The organism is Janthinobacterium sp. UMAB-60 (genome assembly GCF_900095235.1).
Lineage (GTDB): Bacteria > Pseudomonadota > Gammaproteobacteria > Burkholderiales > Burkholderiaceae_D > Janthinobacterium.
This window is the reverse complement of sequence record NZ_LT607489.1, coordinates 231,467-250,621: the sequence shown is the minus strand read 5'-3', so window position 1 is coordinate 250,621 and position 19,155 is coordinate 231,467. Positions and strand designations below refer to the sequence as shown.

Here is a 19,155-nt window from a genome sequence, read left to right as displayed (position 1 = left end):
CAACACATGCAAATACAAAACGCCCCCTATTTCAGCGTGGGCCTCACCGGCGGCATCGGTTGCGGCAAGAGCACGGTGGCCGACCTGTTCGCCGCGCACGGCGCCACCATCGTCGATACCGACCAGATCGCCCACAGCCTGACGGCACCGAACGGCGCCGCCATGCCGGCCCTGGTGGCGGAATTTGGCCCCGACTACGCCGATGCGCGCGGCGCCCTCGACCGTACAAAAATGCGCAACCTGGTGTTTGCCGACGCCGCCGCCAAGGCCAGGCTGGAAGCCATCCTGCACCCGCGCATCCGCCAGGCCACCCTGGCGGCCGCCGCCGAAGCGACGGGCAGCTATGTGATCTTTGCCGTGCCCCTGCTCGTCGAGTCAGGCGGATGGGTGGAGCGGGTCAACCGGGTACTGGTCATCGATTGCCTGGAAAGCCTGCAAGTGTCGCGCGTGATGGCACGCAATGGCTTATCGGAAGAACAAGTCAAAGCCATCATGGCCACGCAAGCCACGCGCGCCATGCGCCTGGCGGCGGCGGACGACGTGATCGACAATAATGGCGATTTGGCCGCCCTGGCGCCGCAGATTGCCCAGTTGCACGATTTATATCTGGCATTTTCAAAAAGAATGGCCGGAATCGGGCCGCAACGTTTGTAATTTGTCGACGCTTGGTTCAAAATCACGGGATTGTTTGCAGGTCCTTACTTAAGGGAATTATTTTGATTGTCTACGAATACCCTTTCAACGAACGCATACGTACTTTGTTGCGGCTGGAAGACCTGTACGACAAATTCAAGTTCTTCATCCAGCAAGAGCACGCAATGCAGCACCATGTTGCCTTGGCAACCATTTTTGACATGCTCGAAGTGGCCGGTCGCGCCGACCTGAAGTCCGACCTGCTGCAGGAACTCGAGCGCCAGCGCCAGAGCCTGCTGGGTTACCGCAGCAATCCGAATGTGGAGCCGGAAACCCTGGACGCCATCCTCGGCGAACTCGACAGCGTCAGCGGCGCCCTGGTGGCGGCGCAAGGCAAGACGGGGCAGAATATCCGCGACAATGAATGGCTGATGAGCATCCGCGGCCGCACCATCATCCCGGGCGGCGCCTGCGAATTCGACTTGCCCTCGTACTTTGCCTGGCAAAAACGCAGCTGCGAGCAGCGCCTGACCGATATCCATGCCTGGTTCGCCCCGCTGGCGCCCCTGTTCGATGCGCTGGCCCTGGTCTTGCGCCTGCTGCGCGATTCCGGCGGACCCGTTAAACTGATCGCCAATGGCGGCAGCTACCAGCAAATGCTGCAAGGCAAGGTATACCAGATGCTGCGTCTGAGCCTGGATGAAAACATCGGCGCCATCCCGGAAATTTCCGCCAACAAATATATGCTGTGGGTACGCTTCACTACCCAGGGTGGCGACTTGAAACCCAAGCCGCTGGAAGTCGATGTTCCGTTCGAGCTCACGCTCTGTAATTTTTAACTGTAATTGCCATGACCGTCGTTAACTGCCCTACCTGTGCCGCCAAAGTCGAATGGACTGAAGCCAACAAATTCCGCCCCTTCTGCTCGGAACGCTGCAAACAGATCGACCTGGGTGCCTGGGCCGAAGAGAAATACACGATCCCCGCCGCCGATCCGTTCGAAGATCCCCTCGCGGACGAAGACAACAAACCGCAGTAAGCCGCAATCAGCCTCAATTAAACGGATTTTCCAGGCGCAGTCCCTGCGCCGCGAAACTGTCGAGCCTACCGCTGACCACCGTCAAGCCGTAGGCGATGCCCATCGCCGCAATCTGTCCATCGACGCCGTGCGCGTGGCCGCGAGCATGCAGCCGCGCGCACACGAGTGCGCAATCGAGGTCGAATTCCAGCAGCCGCGGCGCATACTCTGCCAGCACGGCTTCCAGCCAGCCTTCCAGCGCCAGTGCTTCCAGCGCCGCTTCGCGCCGCCAGCTGCGCTGTATACCCGCACGCAATTGCGCGATCACTTGCACCGGCACATAACGCATCTCCGGCGCCACCCGCTCGAAAAATGCGACCACACCCGCCGGCGCAGCACTACCCTTGCGCGCAGAAACGATCACATCCGTATCGACCAGGTAGGCGGGCATAGGCATGGCGGGTCAGGAGCGGCGCTGGAAATCCGCGTCCAGCCCCACGTCGGGCATGCTGCGCAAAATATCGTCGAGCGGACGCTTCGGCAGCGGTCGCAAGGCGCTGCGCAGGATGTCGCGGTGCTCCTCTTCGATGCTGCGCCCATGCGCGCGGGCACGCTTGTGCAGCGCGGCGATCAGCAATTCATCGGTATCGGTAAAGGTCAGTGTCAGCGGCATGCGAGACTCCCCGGTGCTTGATGCAAGCACTGTAGCGCAAAGCGCGCACGATACAAGGAAAGTCACAGGAAAGCTTGCGCCAGCGCGCAGCATGAAGCTACCCGCTGGCACCAGATCAGGCCGAGGCCAGCGATTCCAGGCGTACCTCATCGAGCCATTCCAGCAGGGGAATGGTGGCCGGCAGCAAGGGTTCCACGCCGACCGTACCCTGCCAGGCGAACGCCTGCCCTTCCAGGCTTTGCGGCTCGCCCCGCCATTCGCGGCTGATATAGAAATGCAGGCGCACATGGGCATGCGGATACACATATTCGACGCCGCACCAGGCTTCAGCGCTGTCGATATACAGCCCCAACTCCTCGACGAACTCGCGTTTCAAGGCATCAAAAATGGCTTCGCCCGGCTCGACCTTGCCGCCCGGGAATTCCCAATAACCGTCATACGGCTTGCCGGCCGGGCGCTGGCCCAGCAGCACGTCGCCATTCGGTTTCATCAGGATGCCGACGGCGACGTCCACCGGTGTCACTTTCACATCGCTCATTGCGGCAACTTTCCCGCAGGTAGTTTCCCAGCATAATCGCGCGCGAATTGCCAGGCGACACGGCCCGAACGGGAACCGCGCTGCAAGGCCCAGCGCAGGGCGTCGCCGCGCGCTGCCGCGATCTGCTCCGGCGTGCAGCCGAACGAAGCGAGCCAGTGGGCCGCGATATCGAGGTAATCATCCTGCTTGAACGGGTAAAACGACAGCCACAGGCCGAAGCGCTCGGACAGCGAAATTTTCTCTTCCACCGTCTCGCCCGGATGCAGATCGCCGTCGTCGTCCGTCTTGTAGCTGGTGTTGTCCGACATCCGTTCCGGCATCAGGTGACGGCGGTTCGAGGTGGCATAGATCAGCACATTGTCCGATTGCGCGGCAATGCTGCCGTCGAGCGCCACTTTCAGCGCCTTGTAGCCGCTCTCGCCCTCTTCGAACGACAGGTCGTCGCAAAAGATGATGAAGCGCTCGGAACGCGCCGCCACCAGGTCGACGATGTCGGGCAGGTCGGCCAGGTCCGCTTTATCCACTTCGATCAGACGCAGGCCCTGGCCGGCAAACTGGTTCAGGCACGCCTTGATCAACGACGACTTGCCCGTGCCGCGCGCACCCGTCAGCAGCACGTTGTTGGCCGGACGGCCACTGACGAACTGACGCGTGTTCTGTTCAATTTGCGCTTTTTGCGTGCCGATATTGTGCAAGTCATCCAGCGCGATGTTCGACACGTGGGCCACGGCCTGCAAATAAGCTGCTGCGCCCTGGCGCCGGCGCCAGCGGAAGGCAAAGCTGGTCCAGTCCGGCGCGGGCGTCGCTTGCGGCAGGATCGCTTCCACGCGCGCCAGCAAGCTTTCCGCGCGCAGCAGGAATTGATCGAGACCGGTCATGAGCGGTAGTCGGCGTTGATCGACACGTAGTCATGCGACAGGTCGCACGTCCACAGGGTCGCCGTGGCATCGCCGCGCGCCAGTTTTACACGGATGGTGATTTCGCTTTGCTGCATCACGCGCTGGCCATCCTGTTCCTGGTAGTCGGGGTTGCGGCCGCCATTCTTGGCCACCCACACGTCGTCCAGGTACAAATTCAATTGACCCACGTCCAGATCATCCACGCCCGCGTAGCCGATGGCGGCCAGGATGCGGCCCAGGTTCGGATCGGACGCGAAGAAGGCCGTTTTCACCAGCGGCGAATGGGCGATGGAATAGGCGATCTTGCGGCACTCTTCCACGTTGCGGCCATCTTCCACGGTCACGGTCATGAACTTGGTGGCGCCTTCGCCGTCGCGCACGATGGCTTGCGCCAGGAACGTCGACAATTCGGTGACGGCGGCCGCCAGTTGCGCATAGTGCGGCGAATCGATGGAATCGATGACCAGGCTGCCGGCGCCCGTCGCCACCAGCATGAACGAGTCATTGGTGGACGTGTCGCCGTCGATGGTGATGCAGTTGAACGATTTGTCGGCCGCCTGCTTCACCAGCTGGTCCAGCACCGGTTGCGCCACGGTGGCGTCAAACGCGAGGAAACCCAGCATGGTGGCCATGTTCGGCTTGATCATGCCGGCGCCCTTGCTGATGCCCGTCAGGGTCACCGCGTGGCCACCGATGGTGACCGTGCGCGAACCGGCTTTCGGCTGCGTGTCGGTGGTCATGATGGCTTCGGCGGCCGAGAACCAGTTGTCCGACGTGAGCGCGGCCACGGCTTGCGGCAAGCCGGCCACCAGGCGCTGCACGGGCAGCGGTTCGAGGATCACGCCGGTGGAAAACGGCAGGATTTGCTGCGGCGTGCAGCCCAGCAGTTCGGCCAGCGCGGCGCAGCTGGCCTGCGCGTCGGCCAGGCCCGATTCGCCCGTGCCCGCATTCGCGTTGCCCGTATTGACCAGCAGCGCGCGGATCGGCGCGGCACCGGCCGTCACGGCGGCCAGGTTGGCTTTCGAAATTTGCACGGGCGCGGCGCAGAAGCGGTTCAAGGTGAACACGCCGGCCACGGTGGCCGTCGGCGCCAGTTTCAATACCAGCAAATCCTTGCGGTTGGGTTTCTTGATGCCGGCTTCGGCAACACCGATTTCAATGCCGGCGACGGCTTTCAAGTCGGCGGCGACGGGCTTGGGAGAATTGACGGCCATAGGAGTTCTTCTGCGAGGGAAAATGGAAGCGCTATTGTAGCGCCTTCGCGGCGCGGGTGAACATGCGGCAAGTGAATAGTCGCGCTGGCCCCGGCTGCGCCGCAGCGGGCAGGCAGGCAGCGCCGCCAGGCTTGCGATTTATCAGAACCATGCCACCTGGCGGCGCTAAGGTATGGGAATGGACGATGGTGAGTCATGCAATCGCACCGTCCAGGGAAGGATGTCATGGCGCAGGGTCAGTCAAACAGGATGCGGCGCAGCGCTTCAGGCCTGTCGTGCCTGTTGCATCGGCTATGCCTGTTTTGCCTGCTGGGCTGGTTGACAGCCTGTACGGTGCCGCGCGGCCCGGCAGATGGCGCCAGCACCCACGTCACTGAACAAGCATCCGCAGCGCCGCCCGCGGCTGAAGTTCCACCACCTGCCGCGGCACCGCGGCCATCACTGCCCAGTCCGTGGAGCAGCGCATGGTCGGGCACGGGCGGCTTGGCGGGCAGCCTCGGCAATCTGGTCGGCAGCACCGGCAGCGGCGGCACGCTGGCGTCCGGCAACGAGATCGCGCCAGCCGGCGCCACGCACGTCACCGTGTATTACGCCACCGACAGGCAATACCAGGCCAGCAGCCACAATTATGGCTGGCAGCCCAACCGTGCGGCGCCCTACCTCAGCTATGGCAGCGTCGTGGTCAGCATCCCTGAAAAAAGAGCGCCGGGCGAGCTGCCGTTGCCACCCTGGTACGCCATTCTGTCCGGCGACAATGCGCAAAAATATGTGCTGATCAAGGAAACCACGCGCCTGTCGCGCGCGGATTTTCTCGCCACCGTCAAGGCCAGGATACAGGCCGCCCCGGAACGGCACGCCGCCTTCATCTACATCCATGGCTACAGCAACTCGTTTGACGACGCCGCCCGGCGCACGGCGCAGATGGCGGTCGACCTCGATATCGGCGCCCTGCCCGTGTTCTACAGCTGGCCGTCGAAAGGCACCTTGGCCGGCTATGAGTTCGATGAAAATTCCGCCGAATGGACGCAGGCGCACCTGCAGGCCTTCCTGGCCGACTTCGCGGACCATTCTTCCGCCACCGATATCTACATCATCGCCCACAGCATGGGCAACCGCCCGATGACCGTGGCCCTGGCCAACCTGCTGGAAAAGCGCCCCGAGCTGCGGCCCCTGTTCAAGCAGGTGGTGCTGGCGGCGCCGGACATCAATGCCGATATCTTCCGCGAGCAGATCGCTCCCCGTTTTGCCAGCCTCAAGCTTCCCGCCACCCTGTATGCGTCCGCGAACGACAAGGCCATCCGCGCTTCCTACAGTTTTTCCGACTGGGACAGGATAGGCGACATCCGCGGCCCCGTCGTCGGCATCCCCGGCATGGAACTCGTCGATGCCTCGGCCGTCATCATGAACTTCATGGGACACGATTACTTCGCCAGCAACCGCGTCCTGCTGACCGATATCGCCACCATGATCAAGACGGGGCAACGGGCAAGGAACCGCGGCGGATTGAAAGGCATTCCCTCGCAGGCGCCGCAATACTGGGCATTTCCCTGAACACATGAACACGCAACTCATGCCATCGCGGACATAAAAAAACGGAGACCGCGGTCTCCGTTCTTGTTCAGGCAGTCAAGCAGGCTTTAGGCCAGCTTGCCGTGGCAAGCCTTGTACTTCTTGCCGCTGCCGCAAGGGCATGGGTCGTTGCGGCCCACTTTGACACCCATGCTCACGCTCATGTCGTCGACGTTGTCCGTGTTGCCGCCGGCGACAGGCGCCAGCAGTTCTTCCGGCGCCGCGTTCGGGTCGAATTCGGCGTGCTGGTAGTGCACGTTTTCCACGTGCGACTGCTGCATCGCCTGTTCGGCCGCATCGACTTCTTCGCGCGACTGGATGCGCACCGTCATCACGTGCTTCGTGACGTCGTTCTTGATCATGTCGAGCATCTGGCCAAACAGTTCAAACGCTTCGCGCTTGTATTCCTGTTTCGGGTTCTTCTGCGCATAACCGCGCAGGTGAATACCCTGGCGCAGGTGATCGAGCGCCGCCAGGTGTTCGCGCCAGTGGCTGTCCACGCTTTGCAGCATGACGTTGCGCTCGAAGCCATTAAACGATTCCTTGCCGACGATATCGATCTTCGACTGGTACACGGCATCGGCCGCGAGCAGCACTTTTTCCAGGATCTCTTCGTCCGTCAGGGTCGAATCGGCTTCCAGCATTTGCTGCAGCGGCAAGTCGAGCTGCCATTCGCTGGACAGGGTATTTTCCAGGCCCTTGATATCCCACTGCTCTTCGACCGATTCGTGCGGCACGTACTCGTGCACCAGGTCGGTGAACACGCCATGGCGCAGCGAGCCGATCATGTCCGAAATGTCTGTCGTTTCCAGCAACTCGTTACGCTGCTGGTAGATGACTTTACGCTGGTCGTTGGCGACGTCATCGTATTCCAGCAATTGCTTGCGGATGTCGAAGTTGCGCGCTTCGACCTTGCGCTGGGCCGACTCGATCGAACGCGAGACGATGCCTGCCTCGATCGGTTCGCCTTCCGGCATTTTCAGACGGTCCATCACGGCGCGCACGCGGTCGCCGGCGAAGATGCGCAGCAGCGCATCGTCGAGCGACAGGTAGAAGCGCGACGAACCCGGATCGCCCTGGCGACCGGCACGGCCACGCAGCTGATTGTCGACGCGGCGCGATTCGTGGCGTTCGGTGCCGATGATGTGCAAACCGCCCGCATTGACCACGTGGTCATGCAAGGATTGCCATTCATCGCGCAAGGTCTGCGACTGGGCGGCCTTCTCGGCGTCGCTCAGTTCAGGATTGGCTTCGATGAACTTGATCTGGTTTTCGACGTTACCGCCCAAGACGATGTCCGTACCGCGACCGGCCATGTTGGTGGCGATGGTGATAGCTTTCGGACGGCCTGCCTGGGCGATGATTTCCGCTTCGCGCGCATGCTGCTTCGCGTTCAGCACGTTGTGCGGCAAACCGGCCTTGGTCAGGATGCCCGACAGCAGTTCCGAGTTCTCGATTGAGGTCGTACCGACCAGCACGGGCTGGCCGCGCTCGTAGCAGTCGCGGATGTCGTTCAACATCGCGTTGTATTTTTCCGCCGACGATTTGTAGACCTGATCCTGGCGATCCTTGCGCTGCAACGGACGGTTTTGCGGGATCACGACCGTTTCCAGGCCGTAGATTTCCTGGAACTCGTATGCTTCGGTATCGGCCGTACCGGTCATGCCGGCCAGCTTGGCGTACATGCGGAAGTAGTTCTGGAAGGTGATCGAGGCCAAGGTCTGGTTCTCGTTCTGGATTTTGACGCCTTCCTTCGCTTCGACGGCCTGGTGCAAGCCATCGGACCAGCGGCGGCCCGTCATCAGACGGCCCGTGAATTCATCGACGATGACGACTTCACTGTTCTGCACCACGTAGTGCTGATCCTTGAAGTACAGCGCATGCGCGCGCAGGGCCGCATACAGGTGATGCACGAGGCTGATGTTGGCCGAATCGTACAGCGAAGCGCCTTCCGGCAGCAGGCCCATTTCCATCAGGATGCGCTCGGCCTTTTCGTGGCCCGCTTCCGTCAGCAGCACCTGGTGCGCCTTTTCATCCTTGGTGTAGTCGCCCGGCACGTCAACCTTGCCCTTGCCGTCCGGCGTTTCTTCGCCGATCTGCAAAGTCAACAGTGCAGGCACTTCATTGATCTTGTAATACAGGTCCGTGTGGTTCTCGGCCTGGCCCGAAATGATCAACGGCGTACGCGCTTCATCGATCAGGATCGAATCGACTTCATCGACGATGCCGAAGTTCAGGCTGCGCTGCACGCGCTCGCGCGCTTCGTAGACCATGTTGTCGCGCAAGAAGTCGAAACCGAATTCGTTATTCGTGCCATACGTGATGTCGGAGTTGTACGCCTGCTGCTTGGCGCTGTGCTCCATCTGCGACATGTTCACGCCAGTCGACAGGCCCAGCCATGCATACAGGCGGCCCATGGTCTCGGCATCGCGCTGCGCCAGGTAATCATTGACGGTGACGATATGCACGCCCTTGCCCGACAAGGCATTCAGATAGGCTGGCAGGGTGGCCATCAGGGTCTTGCCCTCGCCCGTGCCCATCTCCGCGATCTTACCGAAATGCAAGACCATGCCGCCGATCATCTGCACATCGAAATGGCGCATGCGCAGGACGCGCTTGCTGGCCTCGCGGCAGACGGCAAATGCTTCCGGCAACAAGGCATCGAGCGCTTCGCCAGCGGCGATGCGTTCCTTGAAGGCAGGCGTCTTCGCTTGCAGCTCGGCATCCGACAGCTTTTCGATGGCCGGCTCGAGCGCATTGATCTCGCGTACCGTTTTTTGGTATTGCTTGAGCAGCCGCTGGTTGCGGCTACCGAAAATCTGGGTCAGTAATGACATGCTTGAATTCTTGAAAAAACGCCGTTAAAAAAAGCTCGGTAGGTGACAACGAGGTAACAATCGCGTGACCGCACGGAGTTCGACTATGGCAAAAGACGATGATTTTATCATGCGTTCCCGCCAAGGTTGGGCTAATGCACCATATAACAATAGCTTAATGACAAACAAATGGCAGAAAGTGCGGACATTTCCCATACTGTAAGGCAATACGGCCTGCCCGCCTGCGCCGCACCCGCCGCCGCACTCGTCATGCGCGGGCGAGTGTGCTATGTTTCGGCCATGCGAACTCCCACTTATTCTCCGGCACCGCGCCGCGGCTACGGCTTTGCCCGCTCAGGCCCGGCCGCGACGGGCGCGACCGATTTTCTGCGCGGCAATGCGACGATGGCATCCCTGATGCCCACCGTCACGCGCCTGGCCGCCCTGCAAAAAGATTGCGCCAAGGCCTTGCCGGCGATGTTCGAGCATTGCGACATCCTGCAATTCGAGGGCGGCCAGCTGGTGCTGGCCACGCCGAACGCGGCGCTGGCGGCCAAGCTCAAGCAGCAATTGCCGAAACTGCAAGGGGAACTGGAAAGAAAGGGCTGGCAAATTTCAGGCATCAAGCTGAAAGTGCAGGTCATCAAGAGCATCGCGCCTATCGTGCATACACGGGCGCTGGTCTTGCCGGAAAAAGCCATGTCGGCCCTGGAAGAGCTGAGCACGGCCCTGCCCGCGTCGAAGCAAAACGAGCAATTGATCGCGGCGCTGCGCAATATGGTCCGCCACCACCGCGAACCTAAAGATTAGCAACGCCAGGCGGCAGCACGTAGGTCGGATTAGGCCCTTCGGGCCGTAATCCGACAACATTGTTGGCGCCTGCGGGGTTGCCGGATTACGGCCTGCGGCCTAATCCGACCTACGTCAACGACCACTCGCGCTCCATTTGACGAAGATACGACTGCGGCGCCGCCTCGTTGGTATCGAACGAGACGATTTCATACGCATCCGGCTGATCCAGCAGCGCCAGCAGCAGTTGGTTGTTCAGTGCGTGGCCCGACTTGTGCGCCGTGTAATACGCGAGCAAGGGGTGGCCCACCAGGTACAGGTCGCCGATGGCGTCGAGGATCTTGTGGCGCACGAACTCGTCTTCATAGCGCAGGCCATCGGCATTCAAGATGCGGTATTCATCCATGACGATGGCGTTTTCCAGCGAACCGCCACGCGCCAGGCCCATGCCGCGCAAGCTTTCCACGTCCTGCATGAAACCAAAGGTGCGCGCGCGCGCCACGTCGTGCACATACGACACGTCGCCGAAGTCGACGGAGGCGCGCTGCATCGTGCCGTCGACGGCAGGATGGTTGAATTCGATGAAGAAATCGAGCTTGAAGCCGTCGTACGGCGACAGGCGCGCCCATTTCTCCGCGTCACCCTTGCCGTGACGCACTTCCACAGGCTTGATGACCTTGATGAATTTCTTCGGCGCCTGCTGCTCTTCCACGCCAGCCTGCTGCAGCAGATAGACAAAGGACGAGGCGGAACCATCCATGATGGGAATTTCTTCCGCATTCACGTCGATAACCATATTGTCCACGCCCAGGCCGGCCGCGGCCGACATCAGATGTTCCACGGTAGACACCCTGGCGCCATCCTTGATCAGCACGGAAGCCATGCGCGTATCGCCCACGGCCATGGCGCTGGCGGGAAATTCTACGATGGGATCGAGGTCGATGCGGCGAAACACGATGCCCGTGTCGATCGCGGCGGGACGCAAGGTCAGCTCGACCTTGGTGCCAGAGTGCAAACCGACACCGATGGTGCGGACCTGTTGTTTGATAGTGCGTTGTTTTAACATCTGTCGATTATATCTATTTGCTCAATGTTCGTTGCGGCGCGGCATGAGCCACGCCAGAAAAACCACATCCGGCCGTCATGGATGTTCGCTCTCGGCGTGCACGGCTTCGCGCCGCACCAGGTAAATGCCGCTGCCGATAATGATGGCCGCGCCGATCAGGGTGTATTCGTCGGGCAAGGCGCGCCACAGCAGCCAGTCCAGGGCCATGCCCCAGGCCAGGGCCGAGTATTCGAACGGCGCCACGCTGGACGCCTTGCCAAAGCGAAATGCCTCCGTGATGGCCAGCTGGCCCAGGAAGCCGCTGACGGACAAGCCCGCCAGCAGCCACCAGTCTTCGCGGCGGATGCTCACCCACTCATGCGCCGACAGGGCCACGCCGCCGATGGCCATCATCACCATCAGCCAGAAGACCATGCTTTCGCTGGCGTCCGTGCGGCTCAGGATGCGTCCCGTGACGGCCGAAATGGCGTAGCAGGCGGCCGAACCCAGCACGGCCAGGCCGGCCAGCGAAAAGAATCCCGAGCCGTCCGGACGCAGCGCCACCAGCACCCCCAGCAGCCCCACGGCGATGGCGCACCAGCGCGCGACATCGACTTTTTCCTTCAGAATAAAAACCGACAGGACCGTGATCAGCAAGGGCGCGACGAAGAACAGCGCATACGTCTCGGCCAGCGACATGCGCTTCAAGCCGTAGGCGAACAAGGTGATCATCAGCACGCCCAGCGCGCCGCGCAGCAAGTGCAGCGGCCAGCGCACCTTCAGCACGTTCTTGAAAGCGCCGCGATACAGCAGGTACAGGCACACGAGCGGCAAGGACGACAGGGCGCGCAAGGCCGTCACCTGCATGGGCGGATAATGGGCGGACAACAGCTTCATGGCTGTGTCCATCAGGGAAAACATGGCGACGGCGATCAGCATCACATAGATGCTGCGCAGGTTTTGGTTGCGGGGTAACAGGACAGACTCCGGGCAAAAGAACGGGACCGTCATCATGGCGACGGCCGGAGCCAGGACCGGTTGGCAAGGCCACACCGTCAGCCCGATTATAGCAAGCGCGACCGTTTACCTTATGACACCGGCAACAGCATCACCAGTTTCAAGTCGTGCTGGCGTGCAAGGTGCAAGGTCACCTGATTGAACTCCAGCAGCCCCTGCTGCGCATGCTGGAAGCGGCGCAAGCCCCCATCGCGGCCCTGCACCTGCTGCGCGCCCCACCACTGGCGAAATTCAAGGCTGGCACCGGCCAGTTCCGCGATCAGGCCGGCCAGCGGCGCCTGGTCCGCCTGGCGGCCGATATCGGCGCGGAATTCCGCCACCAGCCGCTGCGCCCGTTCGGGCCAGCCGACGACCAGCTCGCGCGCTCCTGCGTCCAGGAACATGAAGCGCAGCTGGTTCGGCGCGTCCCCGTTGCCATGCAGCCAGCCCGTGAACAAGCTGGACGCGGCTCCGTTCCACGCCACGGCATTCCATTCGCGGTCGAGGATGTACGCGGGCGCGTCGATGGCGGCGACGATGGCCATCAACTCGGCGCTAGCGGGCCCATCGCCCTCGCCTGTGCCGTGGCTGGGGTCATGCTTGTCGGCCACCTCGAACAGATAGGCGCGCTCGGCCGCGCTCAGCCGCAGCACCTGCGCCAGGCGAGAAAGCATCTTGGCCGACGCCGACACGGGCCGCCCCTGCTCCAGCCACGTCAGCCAGGTGGGGCTGACATCGCACAGCTGCGCCAGCTCTTCGCGCCGCAAGCCCGGCGTGCGGCGGCGCCCACCTCCAGGCAAGCCGGCCATGGCGGGAGTGACGTCTTCGCGCCGGGCGCGAATGAATTCAGCGAGTTTGCTCGACATGACAGGGATGCATGGTAGTAAATATACCAGTATAAGTTATGGTCTTGTTACAGGATAATTTTATCCCTATTCTGCAGGAACTCACCCATCAACAGGAGAAAACCATGCAACAGCACGATGTCGTTACCGAACAGTTTGGCAAGACGGCGAATGCCTACCTGAGCAGCGCGATCCACGCGCAAGGGGCCGACCTGGTGCTGATGCAGGAGTGCGCGCGCCGCCACAGCAAGCCGGTGGTACTCGACCTGGGCTGCGGCGCCGGCCACGCCAGCTTCGCCGTCGCTCCCGTGGCCGCATCCGTCGTCGCCTACGACCTGGCGCAGCCGATGCTCGACGTGGTCGACTGCGCCAGGGTGCAGCGCGGCTTGCACAACATCCGCACGCAACAGGGCGATGTGGCCCGGTTACCGTTTTCCGACGCCAGCTTCGACATGGTCGTCACGCGCTTTTCCGCGCACCACTGGAACGACGTGGCCGCCGCCTTGGCGGAAGCCTGGCGCGTGCTGCGCCCGAACGGCACGTTATTAGTGGTCGATATCGTCGCGCCCAAGACGGCCCTGTACGACAGCACCCTGCAGGCGGTGGAAATGCTGCGCGACGCGTCGCACGTGCGCGATTACCGCAGCTGCGAGTGGGGCGCCAAATTCAATAACGCGGGCTTTACGCACAGTTTGCGCAGCGTGTGGAAGCTGACGATGCAGTTCGACGAGTGGGTGGCGCGCATGCGCACGCCCGCCGAACGCGTAGCGGCCATCCGCAACCTGTTCGATGGCGCACCCGAAGAAGCACGCAGATATTTTGCGCTGCAGGACGATTATTCGTTCAGCATCGATGCGGCCATGTTCGAGGCGACCAAGCCGCAGGTACAGTAAATGTGAAAACGGCGCCGATGGCGCCGTTTTTTATTGCGTAGGTTGGATTAGCGCGCAGCGCGTAATCCAACAATGCCAGAGCAAACGTGATGCCAATTCCGCACGTCGGCTTACGCCAGCTGGCCCAGCAAGGTCTCGGCATTCGACACTTCAAACTTGCCGCCCTGCTCGACGTTCAATTGCGTCACGACGCCATTGTCGACCAGCATCGAGTAGCGCTGCGAGCGCGTGCCCATGCCGTGCTTGGAAAAGTCGGCGTCCAGGCCCAGGGCCTTGCTGTAGGCGGCATTGCCGTCAGCCATCATACGTACCACGCCCGTGGCTTTCTGGTCGCGGCCCCAGGCGCCCATCACGAACGCGTCGTTGACGGAGATGCACCAGATTTCATCGACGCCTTTGGCTTTCAGGTCGGCAGCGTGCTGCACATAGCCTGGCACGTGCTGTGCGGAGCAGGTCGGAGTGTACGCGCCTGGCAGGCCGAAGATGGCGATCTTCTTGCCCTTGACCAGGTCTTGCACGTTGAACGTGTTCGGGCCCAGTGCGCAACCTTCGGTTTCGCTTTCGATGAATTCGGCCAGGGTGCCTTCTGGCAGGGTGTCGCCGATCTTGATGGTCATGTTGACTCCTTGTGTACTGTCGGTTGAGGATGCTGCCGGCATGATGCCGACACTGCGCGATAGTATGCCTGACTTGCCGTATTTGTGCAGAAAGTGGCCGGAAAGGCAAAGGCAAAAGTCAAAAAACGGCAAAAAAACGGCGACCCTCAGGCCGCCGTTATCGTTGCTTGCATCAAACCACCTTAATCAGCCTGTTTACGCAGGAAGGCAGGAATGTCATACGTTTCCATGCCATTCTTTTCCATCGCGCGCACCTGCTCGGAAGCCGATTCGCGGCGCCATACCGCCGGCGCCTTCATGCCGTCGAAACCGGCTGCCGGCGTGGCCACGCCAACCGTCGTCGTCGCCGCTTGCGCGCTACCCATGGCAGCCGACGGGGTCAGCGGGCTGTTGTGGGTGCCGGTGCGCAGCACTTGCTGCGGTACCAGCTGGATGTTTTTCTTGGCACGGCCCAGGCCCGTGGCCACCACGGTGACGCGGATGTCGTCGCCCATGGCGTCGTCGTAGGCGATACCTTGCGCGATCGACGCGTCCGGCGCGGCAAACGCGCGCACGGCAGCCATGACTTCCTTGATCTCTTTACCTTTCAAGCCACGGCTGGCCGTGACGTTGACCAGCACGCCGCGCGCGCCAGAGAGATCAATGCCGTCCAGCAGCGGCGAAGCGACAGCCTGTTCGGCGGCGATGCGCGCGCGGTCGACCCCGGAAGCGGTCGCCGTACCCATCATGGCCTTGCCCTGCTCGCCCATGATGGTTTTCACGTCATTGAAGTCGACGTTGATGTGGCCCGGCACGTTGATGATCTCGGCAATGCCGGCCACCGCGTTGTTGAGCACATCATCGGCGTGCTGCATCCATTCCAGCATGCTTTCGTCTTCGTAGATCTCTTCCAGTTTTTCGTTGAGGATGATGATCAGCGAATCGACGTGCAGCGACAGCTGCTCCAGGCCTTCGTCGGCGATGTCCATGCACTTCTGGCCTTCGTACGAGAAGGGCTTCGATACCACGGCGACCGTCAGCGCGCCCAGTTCCTTGGCCACTTCGGCCACGATAGGCGCCGCGCCCGTGCCCGTGCCGCCGCCCATGCCGGCAGCGATGAAGACCATGTGCGCGCCGCGCAGCGCGTCGGCGATGCGCGCGCGCGATTCCTCTGCCAGCTGGCGGCCGACGGCAGGCTTCATGCCGGCGCCCAGGCCGGTATCGCCGATCTGGATGATGTTGTGCGCCTTCGATGTCGACAGGGCCTGTGCGTCGGTGTTGGCGGCAATGAACTCCACACCCGACATGCCTTTGTTGATCATGTGTTGGACTGCATTGCCACCCGCACCGCCGACGCCGACGACCTTGATGACGGTACCTATAGCTGTGTTATCGACCATATCGAACTCCATGATGTGCTCCTATCAGATGCGGTTTCCAAGCGCCAGGCCTCATATTGGTAGGAGAACTGGAGATTGAAAACTGCGGTTAAATATAAAATAAAGTTATGTGTGTGTACCTGCGATGCTGCCAAAAAACCTGTGCTGCCGGGCTTGAAGTACGCCCTTAAAAATTGCCTAAAAACCATTCCTTCATGCGCTGCCAGACTGCCTTCACCGAGCCGTCCTGACGCGTCACAATGTGGCCGCGCAGGTATTGCTTCTTCGCTTCCAGCAGCAGGCCCAATACCGTGGCATAGCGCGGACTGCGCACCACGTCGGCCAGCTGGCCCCGATACTCGGGCGTGCCCAGGCGCGCCGGTTTCAGGAAAATGTCTTCCGCCATTTCCACCATGCCGGGCATGATGGACGTGCCGCCCGTGAGCACGATGCCCGACGACAGCACGCCTTCATAACCGGATTCGCGCACCACCTGGTGCACCATCGCGAACAGTTCCTCGACGCGCGGCTCGATCACTGCCGCCAGCGCCTGGCGCGACAGGTTGCGCGGGCCGCGGTCGCCCAAGCCTGGCACTTCCAGCGATTCGCCAGGGTCGGCCAGGACCTGCTTGGCCACGCCATAGCGGATCTTGATTTCTTCCGCTTCCGCGGTCGGGGTACGCAAGGCCATGGCGATGTCGTTGGTGATCTGGTCGCCGGCGATGGGAATGACTGCCGTATGGCGGATCGCGCCATCGGAGAATACCGCCACATCGGTCGTGCCGCCGCCGATGTCGATCAGCACCACGCCCAGTTCCTTCTCGTCGGGCGTGAGCACCGCATCGGCAGACGCCATCGGCTGCAGGATCAGGTCCGACACTTCCAGGCCGCAGCGGCGCACGCACTTGACGATGTTCTGCACCGCCGACACGGCTCCGGTGACGATATGCACCTTCACTTCCAGGCGGATGCCGCTCATGCCGATAGGCTCGCGCACATCTTCCTGGCTGTCGACGATGAACTCTTGCGGCACCGTGTGCAGCAATTGCTGATCGGTCGGAATGTTAACCGCTTTTGCCGTCTCGATGACGCGCGCCACGTCGGTCGCCGTCACTTCCTTGTCCTTGATGGCCACCATGCCGCTGGAATTGAAGCTGCGGATATGGCTGCCCGCAATGCCCGCGTACACATTGCGGATCTTGCAGTCAGCCATCAGCTCGGCCTCTTCCAGCGCGCGCTGGATGGATTCCACCGTGGCCTCGATATTGACCACCACGCCCTTTTTCAGGCCCTTCGATTCGTGCTGGCCCAGCCCGATCACTTCGTGGCGTCCGTCGGACATCACTTCGGCTACCACCGCCACCACTTTCGAGGTGCCGATGTCGAGGCCGACGATCAGGTTTTTCGCGTCTTTTGTCATTTCTGTCGCCTACTGTATGGGCTATAAATTAAAATTATTGGGTTAAGTCGGTTTTTTAATCGGACTGCCATTCTTCTTCCTGATCGCCGGCGCCGGCCTGCCATCCTTGCCTTCGGCCGGTATCACCAGGCCGGCGGAACTGAGCGCCAGGCCATTCTGGTAGCGCATATCGATCGTGTCGATATTCTCCAGCCGGCTCGCCAGCTGCGGGTAGATGCCCACCAGCCGGTCGACCCGCGCCTTCAGGGTCGTATGATTCTGCTCGCGCCCGAGCGCCACGCTCATGCCGTTATCCAGTTTCACCGTCCACGCATAGCGGCTCGACAGCGACAGCGATTCAGGCACCATCTTCAAAGGTGAAAACCACTTTGCCAGCTGCACGTAGGTGGCCAGCACTTCCTTCTCGCTGCCATCGGGGCCGGCGAAGGCAGGCAATTCATGGTCATCTTCGGCTTCGGCCACATTGGCCGTAAACACGTCGCCCTTGACCGACAGCAGACGTCCATCCTCGCCCCAGGTGCCCAGCGCTTCGTGTTCTTCCAGCGCCACGATCAGCTGGTTCGGCCACTCGCGCCGCACGCTGGCACGGCGCACCCAGGGCACCGATTCGAACACGCCGCGCACGCTTTCCAGGTTGGTCGTGAAGAAATTGCCCTTGATGCGGCCCAAGGTACCGCTGCGCAGGGTCAGGTAATTCACGTGACGCAGACCCTTGTCGTCCACACTTTCCACCTTGATGCTGCGCAGGTCGAACATGGGACGCTGCGACACCCACCAGACGCCGGCCGCCACGCATACGACCAGAACCGCGGCCAACAAGCCGTTGGCAGTCGTATTCAGGCTTTTAGCGTCATGCCACATATCAGCGCTGTCCCTTGTGCATTTTCAGGCTTGCGCCGGAAACGATTTCCAGGCACAGGTCTTCATAGCAGGTGCCTTCCGCGCGCGCCGCCATCGGCACGAGCGAGTGGCCCGTCATGCCGGGCGAGGTATTCACTTCCAGCAAAAACAGCTTGCTGTCGGCCGCGCGCATCAGCACATCGACCCGTCCCCAGCCTTCGCAGCCGAGGGCGCGGTACGCTGCCAGGGCGATGCGTTCCATCTCGGCGATGATCGCCGGGTCCAGCTGCGGCGGGCAGAAATACTGCGTATCGTCCGTGAAGTACTTGTTCTGGTAATCGTAATTGCCTTGCGGAGCGACGATTTCAATCGGCGGCAGCGCGCGCGCCGCGGCGCCCTTGCCCAGGATCGCGACGGTAAACTCGCGGCCCTTGATGAATTCCTCGGCCAGCACCGAATCATCGAGACCGGCGGCGATGTCATAGGCCGCCTGGAAGGCCGACGCCTCATTGACGGTCGTGATGCCGATGCTCGAACCTTCATGCGGCGGCTTGACGATCAGCGGCAAGCCCAGTTGCGCGGCGACCTTGGCCAGGTCGGAGCTGTCGTCCAGCACCGCGTACTTCGGCGTCGGCAGCTCGTGCATCAGCCAGATCATCTTGGTGTAAACCTTGTCCATGCCCACCGAGCAAGCCATCACGCCGCTGCCCGTGTAGGGAATGCCCAGTTGTTCCAGCGCGCCCTGCAGGCTGCCGTCTTCGCCGAAGCGGCCGTGCAGCGCGATGAAGACGCGGTCAAATTTTTCTGCGGCCAGTTCCGCCAGGCTGCGTTCGCCCGTGTCGAAGCCATGCGCGTCCACGCCACGGCTTTTCAACGCGGCCAGCACGCCCGCGCCGGACATCAGCGACACTTCGCGCTCGGCCGAGCGGCCGCCGAACAGGACGCCGACCTTGCCCAATTGTTTAACGTCGATAGCTGAAGCTTGGTTCACG

General features: G+C 61.8%; 20 protein-coding genes. 6 read left to right on the top strand and 14 right to left on the bottom strand.

The genetic code is table 11. From position 1 onward, the window contains the following. Positions 1–6 precede the first annotated feature (6 nt). The 3 genes from coaE (at position 7) to yacG (ending at position 1,672) form a co-directional block, all read left to right on the top strand. Entirely contained in the window at positions 7–654 is a 648-nt protein-coding gene (coaE, locus tag K0F86_RS15080) for a dephospho-CoA kinase (protein WP_219135118.1), read from the top strand. A gap of 62 nt (positions 655–716) precedes the next feature. Next, positions 717–1,472: a cell division protein ZapD gene (zapD, locus tag K0F86_RS15075; RefSeq protein WP_219135117.1), complete on the top strand. Its 756-nt coding sequence runs from the start codon at positions 717–719 to the stop codon at positions 1,470–1,472. Between the two features lie 11 nt (positions 1,473–1,483). After that, positions 1,484–1,672, top strand: coding sequence for a DNA gyrase inhibitor YacG (gene yacG, locus K0F86_RS15070; RefSeq protein ID WP_101483945.1), 189 nt, complete (start codon positions 1,484–1,486; stop codon positions 1,670–1,672). A 13-nt stretch (positions 1,673–1,685) separates the two neighbouring features. Here yacG and K0F86_RS15065 read toward each other — a convergent pair whose 3' ends face one another. The 5 genes from K0F86_RS15065 to argJ form a co-directional block, all read right to left on the bottom strand. Further along, positions 1,686–2,108 carry a PIN domain-containing protein gene (locus K0F86_RS15065; RefSeq protein ID WP_219135115.1) on the bottom strand — a complete coding sequence of 141 codons (423 nt, stop codon included), beginning with the start codon at positions 2,106–2,108 and terminating at the stop codon, positions 1,686–1,688. 6 nt (positions 2,109–2,114) lie between these two features. After that, a complete protein-coding gene (locus tag K0F86_RS15060) occupies positions 2,115–2,324 on the bottom strand; it encodes a DNA-binding protein (RefSeq protein WP_219135114.1) in 210 nt (69 codons plus the stop codon). Between the two features lie 115 nt (positions 2,325–2,439). Beyond that, positions 2,440–2,862 (bottom strand): NUDIX domain-containing protein, encoded by a 423-nt coding sequence (locus K0F86_RS15055; protein ID WP_219135113.1) that lies wholly within the window; start codon positions 2,860–2,862, stop codon positions 2,440–2,442. Beyond that, entirely contained in the window at positions 2,859–3,740 is an 882-nt protein-coding gene (locus tag K0F86_RS15050) for an ATP-binding protein (protein ID WP_219135112.1), read from the bottom strand. The genes K0F86_RS15055 and K0F86_RS15050 overlap by 4 nt, the downstream gene beginning before the upstream one ends. Then, positions 3,737–4,975 carry a bifunctional glutamate N-acetyltransferase/amino-acid acetyltransferase ArgJ gene (gene argJ, locus K0F86_RS15045; protein WP_099389994.1) on the bottom strand — a complete coding sequence of 413 codons (1,239 nt, stop codon included), beginning with the start codon at positions 4,973–4,975 and terminating at the stop codon, positions 3,737–3,739. Before argJ ends, K0F86_RS15050 begins: the two co-directional genes overlap by 4 nt. Before the next feature lie 483 nt (positions 4,976–5,458). On the opposite strand from argJ, the gene K0F86_RS15040 reads away from it, so the two are divergent. Then, positions 5,459–6,526, top strand: coding sequence for an alpha/beta hydrolase (locus K0F86_RS15040; protein WP_219135111.1), 1,068 nt, complete (start codon positions 5,459–5,461; stop codon positions 6,524–6,526). Between the two features lie 86 nt (positions 6,527–6,612). Here the strand turns inward: K0F86_RS15040 and secA are convergent, their stop codons facing one another. Further along, complete coding sequence (secA, locus tag K0F86_RS15035; RefSeq protein WP_219135109.1) at positions 6,613–9,381, bottom strand: preprotein translocase subunit SecA; 2,769 nt, start codon at positions 9,379–9,381, stop codon at positions 6,613–6,615. A 279-nt stretch (positions 9,382–9,660) separates the two neighbouring features. On the opposite strand from secA, the gene K0F86_RS15030 reads away from it, so the two are divergent. Then, a complete protein-coding gene (locus tag K0F86_RS15030) occupies positions 9,661–10,170 on the top strand; it encodes a DciA family protein (protein WP_219135108.1) in 510 nt (169 codons plus the stop codon). Positions 10,171–10,279: 109 nt separating this feature from the next. Here the strand turns inward: K0F86_RS15030 and lpxC are convergent, their stop codons facing one another. From lpxC to K0F86_RS15015, 3 genes are all read right to left on the bottom strand, one after another. Further along, positions 10,280–11,215 (bottom strand): UDP-3-O-acyl-N-acetylglucosamine deacetylase, encoded by a 936-nt coding sequence (lpxC, locus tag K0F86_RS15025; protein WP_219135107.1) that lies wholly within the window; start codon positions 11,213–11,215, stop codon positions 10,280–10,282. A 75-nt stretch (positions 11,216–11,290) separates the two neighbouring features. Continuing rightward, a complete protein-coding gene (locus tag K0F86_RS15020; RefSeq protein WP_219135158.1) occupies positions 11,291–12,133 on the bottom strand; it encodes a DMT family transporter in 843 nt (280 codons plus the stop codon). Between the two features lie 149 nt (positions 12,134–12,282). Continuing rightward, a complete protein-coding gene (locus tag K0F86_RS15015) occupies positions 12,283–13,056 on the bottom strand; it encodes a helix-turn-helix transcriptional regulator (protein ID WP_219135105.1) in 774 nt (257 codons plus the stop codon). A 104-nt stretch (positions 13,057–13,160) separates the two neighbouring features. Here K0F86_RS15015 and K0F86_RS15010 point away from each other — a divergent pair, with 104 nt between their 5' ends. Continuing rightward, the gene (locus K0F86_RS15010) at positions 13,161–13,928 is read left to right on the top strand and encodes a class I SAM-dependent methyltransferase (protein ID WP_219135104.1); all 768 of its coding nucleotides are present in this window, start codon (positions 13,161–13,163) and stop codon (positions 13,926–13,928) included. Between the two features lie 110 nt (positions 13,929–14,038). Here K0F86_RS15010 and K0F86_RS15005 read toward each other — a convergent pair whose 3' ends face one another. From K0F86_RS15005 to K0F86_RS14985, 5 genes are all read right to left on the bottom strand, one after another. After that, a complete protein-coding gene (locus K0F86_RS15005) occupies positions 14,039–14,545 on the bottom strand; it encodes a peroxiredoxin (RefSeq protein WP_058050716.1) in 507 nt (168 codons plus the stop codon). A 182-nt stretch (positions 14,546–14,727) separates the two neighbouring features. Further along, positions 14,728–15,936, bottom strand: coding sequence for a cell division protein FtsZ (ftsZ, locus tag K0F86_RS15000; protein WP_219135103.1), 1,209 nt, complete (start codon positions 15,934–15,936; stop codon positions 14,728–14,730). Between the two features lie 154 nt (positions 15,937–16,090). After that, positions 16,091–17,323, bottom strand: coding sequence for a cell division protein FtsA (gene ftsA / locus K0F86_RS14995; protein ID WP_010394955.1), 1,233 nt, complete (start codon positions 17,321–17,323; stop codon positions 16,091–16,093). Positions 17,324–17,365: 42 nt separating this feature from the next. Beyond that, complete coding sequence (locus K0F86_RS14990; protein ID WP_219135102.1) at positions 17,366–18,184, bottom strand: cell division protein FtsQ/DivIB; 819 nt, start codon at positions 18,182–18,184, stop codon at positions 17,366–17,368. Between the two features lies 1 nt (position 18,185). Further along, complete coding sequence (locus K0F86_RS14985; RefSeq protein ID WP_257572163.1) at positions 18,186–19,154, bottom strand: D-alanine--D-alanine ligase; 969 nt, start codon at positions 19,152–19,154, stop codon at positions 18,186–18,188. Position 19,155 lies beyond the last annotated feature (1 nt).